14 protein-coding genes are annotated in these 13,022 nt (G+C 59.7%); 11 read left to right on the forward strand and 3 right to left on the reverse strand.

All coding sequences use genetic code 11. The annotated features are described in order from the left end of the window. Nucleotides 1-283 precede the first annotated feature (283 nt). From AC1DVF_RS08600 to AC1DVF_RS08615, 4 genes are read left to right on the forward strand one after another with little or no spacing between them, the layout of a single operon-like run. Nucleotides 284-1,210 (forward strand): DUF72 domain-containing protein, encoded by a 927-nt coding sequence (locus AC1DVF_RS08600; RefSeq protein WP_477782316.1) that lies wholly within the window; start codon nucleotides 284-286, stop codon nucleotides 1,208-1,210. Further along, nucleotides 1,207-2,004, forward strand: coding sequence for an endonuclease/exonuclease/phosphatase family protein (locus tag AC1DVF_RS08605; RefSeq protein ID WP_095048826.1), 798 nt, complete (start codon nucleotides 1,207-1,209; stop codon nucleotides 2,002-2,004). The genes AC1DVF_RS08600 and AC1DVF_RS08605 overlap by 4 nt, the downstream gene beginning before the upstream one ends. Then, on the forward strand, nucleotides 2,001-3,275 hold the full coding sequence (clsB, locus tag AC1DVF_RS08610) for a cardiolipin synthase ClsB (protein WP_477782317.1): 1,275 nt from the start codon (nucleotides 2,001-2,003) through the stop codon (nucleotides 3,273-3,275). The genes AC1DVF_RS08605 and clsB overlap by 4 nt, the downstream gene beginning before the upstream one ends. After that, nucleotides 3,272-4,258, forward strand: a complete 987-nt coding sequence (locus tag AC1DVF_RS08615) for a lysylphosphatidylglycerol synthase domain-containing protein (protein ID WP_093434437.1) — start codon at nucleotides 3,272-3,274, stop codon at nucleotides 4,256-4,258. Before clsB ends, AC1DVF_RS08615 begins: the two co-directional genes overlap by 4 nt. A gap of 115 nt (nucleotides 4,259-4,373) precedes the next feature. Here AC1DVF_RS08615 and AC1DVF_RS08620 read toward each other — a convergent pair whose 3' ends face one another. The 3 genes from AC1DVF_RS08620 to AC1DVF_RS08630 form a co-directional block, all read right to left on the reverse strand. Next, nucleotides 4,374-5,132 carry an alpha/beta hydrolase family protein gene (locus tag AC1DVF_RS08620; protein ID WP_093434434.1) on the reverse strand — a complete coding sequence of 253 codons (759 nt, stop codon included), beginning with the start codon at nucleotides 5,130-5,132 and terminating at the stop codon, nucleotides 4,374-4,376. Further along, nucleotides 5,122-6,231 (reverse strand): DUF3182 family protein, encoded by a 1,110-nt coding sequence (locus tag AC1DVF_RS08625; RefSeq protein ID WP_477782318.1) that lies wholly within the window; start codon nucleotides 6,229-6,231, stop codon nucleotides 5,122-5,124. Before AC1DVF_RS08625 ends, AC1DVF_RS08620 begins: the two co-directional genes overlap by 11 nt. A gap of 278 nt (nucleotides 6,232-6,509) precedes the next feature. Then, nucleotides 6,510-7,511: a GlxA family transcriptional regulator gene (locus tag AC1DVF_RS08630; protein ID WP_460089073.1), complete on the reverse strand. Its 1,002-nt coding sequence runs from the start codon at nucleotides 7,509-7,511 to the stop codon at nucleotides 6,510-6,512. 102 nt (nucleotides 7,512-7,613) lie between these two features. On the opposite strand from AC1DVF_RS08630, the gene AC1DVF_RS08635 reads away from it, so the two are divergent. The 7 genes from AC1DVF_RS08635 (at nucleotide 7,614) to AC1DVF_RS08665 (ending at nucleotide 12,859) form a co-directional block, all read left to right on the forward strand. Beyond that, a complete protein-coding gene (locus tag AC1DVF_RS08635; RefSeq protein WP_460089074.1) occupies nucleotides 7,614-8,168 on the forward strand; it encodes a cysteine hydrolase family protein in 555 nt (184 codons plus the stop codon). A 143-nt stretch (nucleotides 8,169-8,311) separates the two neighbouring features. Continuing rightward, the gene (locus AC1DVF_RS08640; RefSeq protein ID WP_186621718.1) at nucleotides 8,312-8,980 is read left to right on the forward strand and encodes a YjfI family protein; all 669 of its coding nucleotides are present in this window, start codon (nucleotides 8,312-8,314) and stop codon (nucleotides 8,978-8,980) included. A 17-nt stretch (nucleotides 8,981-8,997) separates the two neighbouring features. Next, nucleotides 8,998-9,696, forward strand: a complete 699-nt coding sequence (locus AC1DVF_RS08645; RefSeq protein WP_016983574.1) for a PspA/IM30 family protein — start codon at nucleotides 8,998-9,000, stop codon at nucleotides 9,694-9,696. Nucleotides 9,697-9,895: 199 nt separating this feature from the next. Further along, nucleotides 9,896-10,546, forward strand: coding sequence for a DUF2491 family protein (locus tag AC1DVF_RS08650; RefSeq protein ID WP_093434420.1), 651 nt, complete (start codon nucleotides 9,896-9,898; stop codon nucleotides 10,544-10,546). Between the two features lie 14 nt (nucleotides 10,547-10,560). After that, nucleotides 10,561-10,986: a DUF350 domain-containing protein gene (locus AC1DVF_RS08655; RefSeq protein ID WP_007917221.1), complete on the forward strand. Its 426-nt coding sequence runs from the start codon at nucleotides 10,561-10,563 to the stop codon at nucleotides 10,984-10,986. Nucleotides 10,987-11,003: 17 nt separating this feature from the next. Then, nucleotides 11,004-11,699, forward strand: coding sequence for a DUF1190 domain-containing protein (locus AC1DVF_RS08660; protein WP_099757306.1), 696 nt, complete (start codon nucleotides 11,004-11,006; stop codon nucleotides 11,697-11,699). A 2-nt stretch (nucleotides 11,700-11,701) separates the two neighbouring features. Beyond that, nucleotides 11,702-12,859 carry a glutathionylspermidine synthase family protein gene (locus AC1DVF_RS08665; protein WP_477782319.1) on the forward strand — a complete coding sequence of 386 codons (1,158 nt, stop codon included), beginning with the start codon at nucleotides 11,702-11,704 and terminating at the stop codon, nucleotides 12,857-12,859. Nucleotides 12,860-13,022: the final 163 nt, after the last annotated feature.

Consider the following 13,022-nt stretch of genomic DNA (forward strand, 5'->3'; position numbering starts at 1 on the left):
AGCCCTCCCGAAACGTCGGACCGCCCATAGGGAGAGGGAACTGACCGAGTTGTCTGCGAGAAGTACATCGACCTGAGTGTCCGGAGTCGAACTCAACCCCTGAAAACCCTGAAGATCTGCTCCCTTCCCCCTCGCCCCCTCTGGGGGAGAGGGTTGGGGTGAGGGGGAACGCTTTTGATCTTCGACTTGGACGTGACCGTCCGTAACGCCATCGAAACTTTCCCGAACCGCCCGCAGTCATCAAAAGATACCGGCAACACGAGGACTTTCGACGGAGGGCGGCATGGCAACGATCCACATCGGTATTTCCGGCTGGCGCTACGCACCGTGGCGCGGGGACTTCTACCCCAAAGGACTGGCGCAGAAACGCGAATTGCAGTTCGCTTCGCGGGCGGTCAACAGCATCGAAATCAATGGATCGTTCTACGCCCTGCAACGGCCCGAACGCTATTCGCAGTGGTACGCCGAAACGCCGGACGACTTCGTTTTCAGCGTCAAGGCGCCGCGTTTCATTACCCACATCCGTCGCTTGCGCGACATCGAAAAGCCTCTGGCCAATTTCTTCGCCTCGGGGGTGCTGGAGCTCAAGGAAAAGCTCGGGCCGATCCTTTGGCAGTTCCCGCCGAACTTCAAATTCGAGCCTGAGCGCTTTGAACATTTCCTCGCGCTACTGCCCCACGATACCGAAGCCGCCGCCACCCTCGCCCATCAACACGACTCCCACCTGCATGGCCACGCCAGCATGAAAGCCTGGCGCAAAAAGCCACTGCGCCATGCCGTGGAAATCCGCAACGATAGCTTCCTCGATCCCGACTTTGTGCGTTTGTTGAAACGCCACAACACCGCACTGGTGATCGCCGACACCGCCAATAAATGGCCGTACCGCGAAGACCTCACCAGCGACTTTGTCTACCTGCGCCTGCACGGCGCCGAAGAACTTTATGCCAGTGGCTACACCGCACCGGCACTCAAGCGCTGGGCCGAGCGCATCGACGCCTGGCACCACGGCGAGCAACCCAAAGATGCTCATCTGATCGCGCCACGCTTGAAGCCACGCGCACGCAAATCCCGCGAAGTTTTCTGCTATTTCGATAACGACATCAAAGTCCGCGCACCGTATGACGCTCGCGAGTTGTTGCATCGTTTCGAACTGGATAAAGACCTCGCCACCACCCCCGGCGAACCTGCTGGCGAAGGAGTGTTGGCATGAGCATTCCGGAACCGGTCGGTTTTACAGACGAAGGTTCGGTAGTCGCGCCATCGGTACGCACGTTCACCGTGCTGACGGTCAATACCCACAAGGGTTTCACCGCCCTCAACCGGCGTTTCATCCTGCCGGAGTTGCGCGAAGCAGTGCGCAGCGTCGCCGCGGACGTGGTGTTTCTGCAGGAAGTCCATGGCACCCACGAACAGCACCCCAAGCGCTACAACAATTGGCCGACGATGCCGCAGTACGAATTCCTCGCCGACAGCCTCTGGCCGCAGTTCGCCTATGGGCGCAACGCGGTGTACCCGGAGGGGGATCACGGCAACGCGCTGCTGTCGAAATTCCAGATCATTCGCCACGACAACCTCGACGTATCGATCAGCGGCCATGAGAACCGTGGCCTGCTGCATTGCGTCCTGCGCCTGCCCGGTGACGGCACCGAAGTGCATGCGATCTGCGTGCATCTGGGCCTGCGCGAGAGTCATCGCAACGCCCAGCTGGACTTGCTCATGCAACGCTTGGCGGAGTTGCCCGACGACGCACCAGTGATCGTCGCTGGCGATTTCAACGACTGGCGCCAGCGCGCCGATGCGCAGCTCAAACCCTGCGGCCTGCGCGAAGTATTCGCCGAGCACCAGGGCAAACCGGCGCGCAGCTTTCCCGCGCGCCTGCCAGCACTTCGGCTTGATCGTATTTACGTGCGCAACCTCAAGGCCAGCCAGCCGAAAGTCCTGGCGAACCGGCCCTGGTCGCACCTTTCCGACCACGTTCCTTTATCGGTAGAGATCGAACTATGAGCAGTGCGCCGCTGGAGAAATCCGCCGTGGAACCGATCGCCATCAACCCGCCGATACGCGAGCCCGGCCATGTTGATGTCGAGTACAGCTGGCAGGGCAACAATCGCGTTGAGTTGCTGGAGAACGGCGAGGAGTATTTCCCGCGGGTGTTCGACGCGATGCGCGCGGCGAAGAGTGAAATCCTCCTTGAGACGTTTATCGTTTTCGAAGACAAGGTCGGTGCCGAGTTGCAGGAGATTCTGATCGACGCCGCGCGACGAGGCGTGCGCACCACCGTGAGCCTCGACGGCTTCGGTTGCGGTGAGTTGACTACCGGTTATCTGACTGCGCTGAGCGAAGCCGGCGTGCACCTGCAAATCTTCGATCCGGCACCGAAACGCCTGGGCATCCGCACCAACTGGTTCCGCCGCTTGCACCGCAAGATCGTGGTGGTCGACGGCCTGGTCGCGTTTATTGGCGGGATCAACTTTTCCGGCGATCACCTGGCCGATTTTGGCCCCGAAGCCAAGCAGGATTACTCGGTGCAAGTCCAGGGGCCGGTGGTCGCTGACATCCACCACTTTGCCCTGCTGCAAAGCGGTCGCCCCGGACGCGCACGCTTCTGGTGGCAACGCCGGCGCCAGCGCCGCGCGGAAATGGCGTTCAACGATCACGACGGTCAAGTACGCCTGGTATTCCGCGATAACGACCAGCACAACTCCGACATCGAAGACGTGTATCTGCAGGTGCTGCGGCGCGCCAAACGCCGGGTCGTGATCGCCAACGCCTACTTCTTCCCCGGTTATCGCCTGTTGCGGGAAATCCGCAATGCGGCACGCCGTGGAGTCGAGGTGCGCCTGATTCTGCAGGGGCAACCGGACATGCTGGTGGCCAAACTGGCGGCGCGCATGACCTACGACTACTTGCTCAAGGCCGGGGTGCAGATCCACGAATATTGCCAGCGCCCGCTGCACGGCAAAGTCGCGCTGGTCGATGAAGAATGGAGCACCGTCGGTTCGAGCAATCTTGATCCGCTGAGTCTGTCGCTGAACCTGGAAGCAAACGTGCTGATCCGCGACCGCGCGTTCAATCAGCATCTGTTCGAGCGTCTTGAAGACCTCAGCCAGAACCACTGCAAAGCCATGGACCCGAGCAAGTCCCCGCGTGGTCGGATCTGGCACATGACCGTGGGTTTTCTGGTGTTCCATTTCTTGCGGCATTTTCCGGCGATGGCCGGTTGGCTGCCGGCGCACAAACCACGGCTCAAGCCATTTCGAGGAAACACGCCATGAGCCATTCCGAAGCGCATTCGAGCGGTCATTCGGCACCAGCGACGCACTCGAAATGGAGTCGCTGGAAACGCCCGTTGAGCCTGCTGTTTTTCCTCGCACTGATCGTCTTGCTGACGCTGTTCGCCACGCGTATCGAATGGGCCGAAGTGCTGCAAACCCTTGCCGACTTCAAGCTGCGCACGCTGATCATCGCCGCCGGCCTGACCCTGCTGAGTTTTCTGGTCTACGCCAGTTTTGACCTGATCGGCCGCACCTACATTCGTCAGGACCTGACCTGGAAGCAGATCCTGCCGGTGGGGATCATCAGCTATGCGTTCAACCTCAATCTCAGCGCGTGGGTTGGCGGGATCGCCATGCGCTATCGCCTGTATTCGCGACTGGGCGTGAGCAAAGGCAACATCGCCAAGATCCTCGGGTTGAGCCTGGCGACCAATTGGTTTGGCTACATGACCATTGCCGGCGTGGTGTTCAGCAGCGGACTGGTGCGCATGCCGCCGGGCTGGAAAGTCAGCAGTGATGCATTGCAAGGCATTGGTGTTTTGTTATTACTGATCAGCGCCGGCTATCTCGCGGCGTGCCAGTTTTCCAAGCGCCGCGAGTGGTCGATTCGCGGGGTGGAAATCAATCTACCGTCGTTGCGCATGGCGGTCCTGCAACTGCTGTTGGGAGCGTTGAACTGGTCGCTGATGGCGGCGGTGATCTTCACGTTGCTGCCGAGCAAACTGGATTATCCGTTGGTGCTGGGGGTGTTGCTGATCAGCGCGATTGCCGGGGTCATTACGCATATTCCGGCGGGGCTTGGGGTGCTGGAGGCGGTGTTTGTGGCGCTGCTGCAACACGAGGCTTCGCGCGGCAGTCTGGTGGCGGGGTTGCTGGCGTATCGGGCGATTTATTTTCTGTTGCCGTTGTTGATTACGGTGGTGATGTATCTGGTGGTTGAGGCCAAGGCCAAGGCGCTTCGGATCGAGAAAAACCCCTCTTGAGTTAGTTTTTGAATTCGAAATCGCTATCGCGAGCAGGCTCACTCCTACAAGTGAACGCATTCCAAAATGTAGGAGTGAGCCTGCTCGCGATAGCGTTCGAAAGAACACTAAAAAATCATGCTGATTGAATAATGCTCAACCGCTCGCCCACCACCATCTCGGTAATCCAGTCCACCAGAATCGAGGTGTAGGCCTGCTGCGACACCGGTTCGCTCAACGCATGATCCGCGCCATCGATAATCCTGTGCGTCAGTGAATGGGTCTGCTGGCACGCCGCGCGGTAACTCATGATCGCCGCATGGGGCACGTAATCATCGGTTTCCGACTCCACCAGCAACACATCCCCGGTGAATTGTGAACAGGCATGCAGCGCGCGGTTAGTGTCCGCGCGCACCAGCGTGCTTCGATAATCACGCAAATCCGCCTTGTCCAGATCGCGCTTGGGTGTGTGCCATTGCTCATCGCGATACAGCGCCGGTACGCGCAGTGCCAGCCAGCGTACCGGGCGCAATGAGGTCAGGATGGCCGCCAGATACCCACCATAACTGGTGCCGACCACGGCGATAGCCGAAGTGTCGAGCGCCGGATGCGCGAGCAGACGATCGTACGCCGCGAGCAAATCACGCAGGTTATCTTCGCGAGTCACGCGGGTCAGCGGGATCCCGGTACCGCCGGTATGTCCGCGCAAGTCGAACGTCAGGCACACACACCCGAGACCGGCGATGCCTTTGGCCCGCTCCAGATCACGCTCCTGACTACCGCCCCAACCGTGGACAAACAACACGCCAGGCACTTTCGATTTGGGACTGAGAAATGTCCCGCTCATCTGTTCATCATCAATGTCGATTTGAATGCTTTCGCTTCTAGCCGTCATAGGATTTGACCGTTACGTATTTGAGGAGAAATTCGCTGTTCTCAGCCGGGCCGCGATAAACCTCGATGGCATCCGCCGGCAACGGCTGATCGATGTAGGTTTCTACCGAAGACACACGGATCGCGCGCATCCCCGGATCGTTGACGAAGCTTTGCAACGCGGCAACTTCAGCACTGCTGGCACCGCCCATGCGCCAGGATTGTTCGAGCACACCGCTGCGGGATTTACCGTTGCTGTCCAGACCCTGGGCGATGTCGTAATTGCGCCGCGAGGCATAAAAGCGCGGATAGGCTTCATCCGCAGCACCGTCGAAGACCTGCGCCTGCTCGATGGCCAGGCGAACATCGTCGGGCAATTCCAGCGCCAGCAATTCGTCGTAACCACCCTGCACTACCAGCAAGTTCGAGCCGCCGTAAACCTCTTCGCCGTGGGCGTCCTGGGTCAAGTATTGATCACCGCAGTAACTCAGCACTTTATCGCCGATGAACGACTGGCCGACGCTGTGGGTGACAACGTCGCTCAAGTCCTGCTCCAGCACCACGCCTTCGCTGAACTGCTTTGCAATGTCGGGTCGGGACAGGATTTCGTCGAAGGCATCAAGGCTCTTGATCACTTCCTGACCTCGACCGGCGCAGGCGTGAACCGGCTTCATGCGTATCGGGCCGCTGTACAGCAGATGTTCGGCGGCGGGTCGTGCATCTTCCAGGGCAAACACGCTGAGGCCGTCGAGCACCACGTTGCGCACGCGCTCGGAAAACAATGGCGACCAGCCTTGCGGCGCGTGGGCCAGATGACTGCGCAGGCCGTGGCTGATGGCTTTGGTGCAGATGAAGTCGTGCTCGACGAAACCGCCCCACAGATCGTCCGGACCTTTGATGCCGAGTTGCTGAGCGCTGGCCGTGCCGACAATGGTTTGCGTCGGCAGTAGATACAGCTCACGACCGCGATGTTTGTCCGGATCGTAACTGCCGCCGAATTTGCATCCGAGAATCTGCGCCAGCCAGCGCGCCAGGGCTTTATTGGTTTGCACTTCGTGCTGCGGCGCGTCAGGGCGCACCGAGTGGGCAACCACGATTTTCCTGCTGGGTGTCGGGGTCATGCGTCCCCCTTCCATCGGTTCGATAACTGTGGCGGTAAGAGGTGCAGAGATCAGGCCAACGGCTGCTCCACAAAAATCCTAGCCTAATCAGAAACTTGCCAGAATCGTACTGGCACCGCGCCTGTTTCAATCTGCACGACCGCGCGCCGATCCCCGGCAAATTGCACGATCTATGGCCCGGTGGAGTTCAATGTCGGAGCGAGCCTGCTCGCGAAGGCGTAGTGCCAGCGAACAACAGTTTCGCAGATCCACCGCTTTCGCGAGCAGGCTCGCACACATTAGATATTCGTCGGCTTCGGGTTTGGGGACACACCAAACCGCGTCCGATAATCACTCGGCGCCAGCCCGGTAATCTTCTTGAAGATCGCGCGAAACGCCCCCGGATCCTGATAACCCACCGTCCACGCAATGTGATCAATCGTGCCATTACTGAATTCGAGCATTTCCCGTGCCTTGCCCACCCGCAGATGCTGGCAGTACTCGGTCGGTTTCAACCCGGTTGCCGCACGGAACCGGCGCAGAAACGTGCGCTCCTCCAGGCCTGCCCGCTCGGCCATCGCCGTCAGCGAAACATCCGTCGCGCCGGTGCTTTGCAGCCAATGCTGAACCTTGAGAATCGCCGCATCGCCATGCCCGAGAATCGGCGCGAAATTACTGCCGCACTCACTGGCGCTGTCACTGTGCTCTATCACCAGAAATCGCGCGGTGCCGGTGGCAATGCTCGGCCCGAGCAACCTGTCGACCAGGCGTAATCCCAGCTCCGACCAAGCCATCAATCCGGCCGTGGTGATCAGGTCGCCGTCGTCGACAATCGGGGTATCAGCCTTGAGCTTGATCTTCGGGTAACGCTCGGCGAAGGCCTTGGCCGAGGTCCAATGGGTGGTGGCGCTGCGGCCGTCGAGCAGACCGCTTTCAGCCAACATCAGCGAGCCTACGCAAACCCCGCCCAGCGTCGCACCGTGGGCATGTTGATCCCGTAACCATTGCATCAGGCTGGCCGGCGCTTGCGCCGCCGAGAACCCGCCGATCGATGGCGGAATCAGCACCGCCAGCAAAGCCCTGTCGTCACCCGCATGACTGGCGTAAGTGCGCGTTGGCGGCTGCTCACCTTCGACCTGCCAGTGACTGACCCGCAGCACAGGCAACTGCGCGGCCTGATGTTCGGCGGCAATCCGGTTGGCCACCGCAAACAGATCGGTCAGACCATGCACCGCCGCCATTTGCGCGCCGGGATAGATCAGCACACCCAATTCAGCGATGGCGGCACTTTCTGCGCCCATTGTCAGTTTTCCCCTGTCTATTGTCGGTGCGGCCAATCCCCGAATCGCTGATCAGCGCCAATACTGCAGCCACTTCCAGCCAACACATCAAGGACACCCCCCATGGCCAAGCAAGCGCTCATCGTAGTCGATATCCAGAACGACTACTTCCCCCAAGGCAAGTGGCCGCTGGCCGGTGCCGACGCCGCTGCCGACAACGCCGCCCGGCTGATCGCCGCCTTCCGTGAGGCCGGCAATACGGTCATCCACATCCGCCACGAGTTCACCTCAGCGGACGCGCCGTTTTTCACCCCGGGCTCGGACGGCGCCAAGCTACACCCGAAAGTGCTCAATCGCGCCGATGAACCGGTAGTACTCAAGCACTTCGTCAACTCGTTCCGCGAAACCGAATTGCAAGCGATCCTCGACGAACAAGGCATCAAGGAGCTGGTGGTGGTCGGCAGCATGAGCCACATGTGCATTGACGGCATTACCCGCGCGGCGGCGGATCTGGGTTACGCCGTCACGGTGATTCATGACGCCTGCGCCAGCCGTGACCTGGCGTTCAATGGTCTGACGGTGCCGGCGGCACACGTCCATGCCGCGTTCATGTCGGCGCTCGGTTTCGCCTACGCCAGCGTGGTATCTACTGACGAATACCTCGCTGCCAAACACTGAGTCATTCTGCGAAAAACCTGGGCCCGCCTCGTAGCGGGCCTTTTTTCGTCTGTCATAAAAATCTCACGCGTGAGCCATTGATGGCACTTTGAATTGGTTGTAGTGTGGCTCACGCGTGAGATGTCCATAACCGAGCCATTGCCATGAAAAGCCGTTCCCCCACCGCGAAATCAGAGAGTCCCAAGGGGGATCGCGCGAAACCGTCTGCGAAAAAACCTTCGAGTTTCTATATGAAGCAGATGCGCGCAGGCCTGGCCGCAGCAGGTTATGTGAAACACGAAACTTGGGTGCTTCCCGAAAACCGAAGCTTGCTCAAGCAAATGGAGCAACAGCTACGCCAACCGATTCTGGCTGGCTCTTTCATGTCGGAGAATTACATGAGCGCAGGCAACAACTGGACCATCGATAGCCTCTTCAACGCCCTCAAGGCCCTCGACGAGGTGGCTTCGCAAGAAATCACGCTGTCGCTGATCCAGAGCTCCGAACCCAGCATCAAGCTGGAAATGAACGAATTCGGCGGTCTGCCGATTCACATCGCCCTGGCCGGCCAGCAGATCATCGTCGACACCGTGCTGGTGGACATCGATTCGATCAGCGACGTGCGCGCCTTCAACGATGCCGTGTTGCGCAGCCGGGAAATGTTCCCGCTGTCGTCGATCGGGATCGAGTCGATGCCGAACGGGCAGACCGTTTACAACATGTTTGGCGCCCTCAGCGCCGACTCGAGCCTGACCAACGTCGTCACCGAGGTGAAAACCCTGGTCGACAATGTGCAGCGCGCGAGCGAAGCCTTCGAACACTTCTTCAAGTAATCAACAGGGAATATCCAATGACTCAGTCCATCTGGAGCAAGTTGTTCACCGCACTGCGCGGCGGCGCCAATGAAGTCGGCGAAGCGATCGCGGACCAACAGGCCCTGCGCATCCTCGATCAGGAAATCCGCGATGCCGACAGCGCGCTGTCGAACGCCCGTCGCGAACTGGTCACCATCATGGCTAAACACAAACTGGCCGCCGACCGCGTAAGCGAGTACGACGCCAAGATCAAGGATCTGGAGGCCAAAGCCGTCTCGGCGCTGAACGCTGGCCGTGAAGACCTGGCGCTGGAAGTGGCCGAAGCGATTTCGACCCTGACCAACGAGCTGGATGTTGAGAAAAAGCAGAGCGACGAATTCGGTACTTACGCCGAAAACATGCGCAAAGACATCAGCAAAGCCGAGTCGCGGATCAAGAGCCTGCGCCAGCAAGTGGACATGGCCAAGGCCCGCGAAAGCGTGCAGAAAGCCCAGGTCAGCGCTTCCATCGCCAGCGGCGGCGCCAATGGCAAACTGGAAACTGCCGTCGGTACGTTGAACCGTCTGCAGGCCAAGCAGCAGCAACGTGCTGCCGAGCTGAGCGCGGCGGACGAACTGGCTGACGCCTCGACCGGCAACGACCTGGAACGCAAACTGCGCGACGCCGGCATCACGCCGAACGAAGGCAGCGCCAATGCGATTCTTGAGCGTCTGAAGCAGAAGTCCTCGCAGTAAGCATTTGCACGAAACCTGTGGGAGCGAGCCTGCTCGCGAAGACGGAGTATCAGTCGGCATATGAGTCAGCTGACATGACGCTTTCGCGAGCAGGCTCGCTCCCACATGGTTTGTGGCGTGTCGTTGATCGCTCAGCCCGGTACACTAGCCACGCTTTTTTCGCCGACGAACACCTCCACCCGCTTCAAGGAACGTACCCATGGGATGGTTTAAAGACTTGCTGGGCACCAGCAACTGGCAGACCGCTGCGCCAACACCGACCGTTGCCAGTGGCCCACTCGGCATGGCGCAAGGCAAGGCCGTCAGGTTCGATACAACCCTGGCGCTGCTGCTCGATGGTTCGACCACCGTGCGGGTACCCTTCGATCAGGCGATCTGGAGCCATGGCTGGGTCGACCTCGGCCAGTCCAACAAACTGCACCGCTATTACATGAACGACGAGGATTTCTGGCTGCAGATCCACGTCACCGGTGACGACCAGATCGAATCGGTTACCCTGTTCAACTACCTCAGTTACGTGACCGTCAACAGTGACGCCGAACTGCAACGCCTGGCCGGCCCCAACAGCTCGATCGGTCTGCCCGCCTACAGCCACGACGGTGTCGAATACACCCGCGAGTGGGGCACCGAACAAGGCCAGACCGAACTCGTACCGATGACCGAACAAGTGGTCAATCCGGACGAGAGCTACACCATCGAACACCACTCCATGCTTTATGCGCGCGAGACCGGCCTGACCGATCGCCGCGAATTGCTGCTGTTCTCCGTCGAACAGGACGAAGAAGGCACCGTCAGCCTGAGCACCTCGCTCGGCATTTCGCTGTACACGACAGATCTGAGCACCATTTAAAAAGGAAGTTTTTCATGCTGGAAGTGCTGGCCGTTTCCCTGAACAAAACCGCGCTGGTCGGTTTCGTCGTCTACCTCATCGGCGCCGTGCTGCTGTTCATGCTATTTCAATTTGTCTATACCCGCATCACGCCGCACAAAGAGTTCGAGCTGATCCGCTCCGGCAACGTTGCAGCCGCCATCGCCCTGTCCGGCGCGATCATCGGCTTCGCGATTCCGGCCAGTAACGTGATTGCGTTTTCGGTCAACGTCCTCGACTTCGTGCTCTGGGCGGTGATTGCCGCGGTGGTGCAACTGCTGGCATTCCTCGCCACGGGCCTGGTGCTCAAAGGCACATCCCAGCGCATCGCCAACGGCGAAGTGGCTTCGGGTATCTATGTCGCTGCGGTCGCGATCAGCGTCGGCATGCTCAACGCCGCGTGCATGACACCGTCCAACTGATCGGCAGGAAGCCTTAGATGAAACGCAGCAAATACGTTCAGTTGTCCCTCGCCGCCTCGGTGGCGATGGCCATTTCCGGCCAGGCGACAGCCGCAGATCAACCACGAAGTTTCCAGAATGTGGAACAGTGCGTCGACGCCGAAGTGGCCGCCGATGTCTGCTCCAACGCTTACGTCGCCGCCCTGACCGAACATCGGCGCATTGCCCCGGCGTACGACAACAAGGCCAAGTGCGACGCGGACTTTGCCGCTGACTGGTGCCAGAAGAATTCTGACGGCCGCTTCGTGCCGAGACTCGGCGGCTTCAAAGTGCCGAAAGACGGTGAGCCGGCGCAGAATCTTGACGCCATCGCCGGCGCGCAAATGCCTGCGGGTGATGCGGCGGCTGTGCAGAGTGTGCAAAACACTTCGCACACCTCCAGTGGCGGTGGCAAYGGTTGGCTGACCGGCTGGCTGATCGGCAACGCGATGAGCAACAACGCCGAACGCACGGTTTACCGCGATCGCGAAACGCGCCAGCCGTACAACACCTCGACGCAGTACCGCAGAGCCGAAACCACGACGCGCAGCCAAACGGATTACGAAAGCAGCAAAAGCAAACCGGTCAACGTGGCTTCTTCGACCTCACGCGGCGGCTTCGGCAGCCAGTCCAGTGCCCGTAGCGGCTGGGGTGGTTGGGGCAGCAGTTCTGGTTCTGGTCGTTCGAGCAGCTGACGATGAAGAAGATCCTCTGCGCCGAGCGCCCCGACTGGAAACAGACCGCCGAGAGCCTCGGTTTCATGTTTCACACCATCGACGATGAGCCGTACTGGGACGAAAGCGCGTACTACCAGTTCACGCTCGCGCAAATCGAAAACGATCTTGAGGACCCGACCACCGAACTGCACGAGATGTGCATGGATCTGGTCGACCGTGTAGTTAACAGCGAAGAGTTGCTGGATCGCCTGAGCATCCCGGCGGCGTACTACGACATGATCCGCACGTCCTGGCGGGAAGGTCATCCGCATCTGTATGGACGCATGGACTTTTCCTACAGCGGCAACGGCCCGGCGAAGCTGCTGGAGCTCAACTACGACACGCCGACCAGTCTTTATGAAGCGGCGGCGTTCCAGTGGGGCTGGCTGGAACAATGCATCGAGCGCGGCACGCTGCCGCGTCATGCCGACCAGTTCAACAGCATCGACACCCATCTGCATCAGGCCTTCGCCGAATTACAACTGAAGCGGCCGTTCTACTTTGCCTCGATGAAAGACTCGGTCGAGGACAAGGGCACAACGGATTATCTGCGGCTGATCGCCGAGAAAGTCGGCATCGAGTCGCGGCACATCGATATCGAAGACATCGGTTTGACGGCTGAAGGGCGCTTCGTCGACCTGGAAGATCGCTGGATCCCGCACCTGTTCAAACTGCATGCCTGGGAATTCATCTTCCACGAGCCCTTCGGCGCGGCGATTGCCGAGTGCGATACGCAGTTTTTCGAACCGGCGTGGAAGGCGATTCTGTCGAACAAGGGTGCACTGCCATTACTGTGGGAACTGCACAAAGGGCATCCGAATCTGCTGGCGGCGCATCTCGATCCGAACCCGACCAATGCAGTGCCGAAAGGCTGGGTACGCAAGCCGTACTTTTCCCGCGAAGGGGCGAACATTGAGTTGCAAACGGCTGACGGTCTGATCGTCAAAGAGGACGGGCCCTACACGGATGCGCCATTTATCCTGCAGGAGTTTGCGCCGTTGCCGAAGTTTGGCGACAGCTACACGCTGATCGGTTCCTGGGTGATTGGCGATCAGGCTGCGGGGATTGGTGTGCGGGAAGACAACAGTTTGATCACCAAAGACTCCAGCCGCTTCCTGCCCCACCTGATCCTTGATTGAAACCCAGATCCCTTCTGTGGGAGCGAGCCTGCTCGCGAAAGCGGTGTGTCATTCAACCATTTTTTGAACTGACCGACGCCTTCGTGAGCAGGCTCGCTCCCACAGTTGATCGGGGGGATTGCAGGTTATTTGCTCCACAAAAAAAGGCCCGTCGTTTAAGCGA

This window comes from Pseudomonas sp. P4_D7 (genome assembly GCF_056401755.1).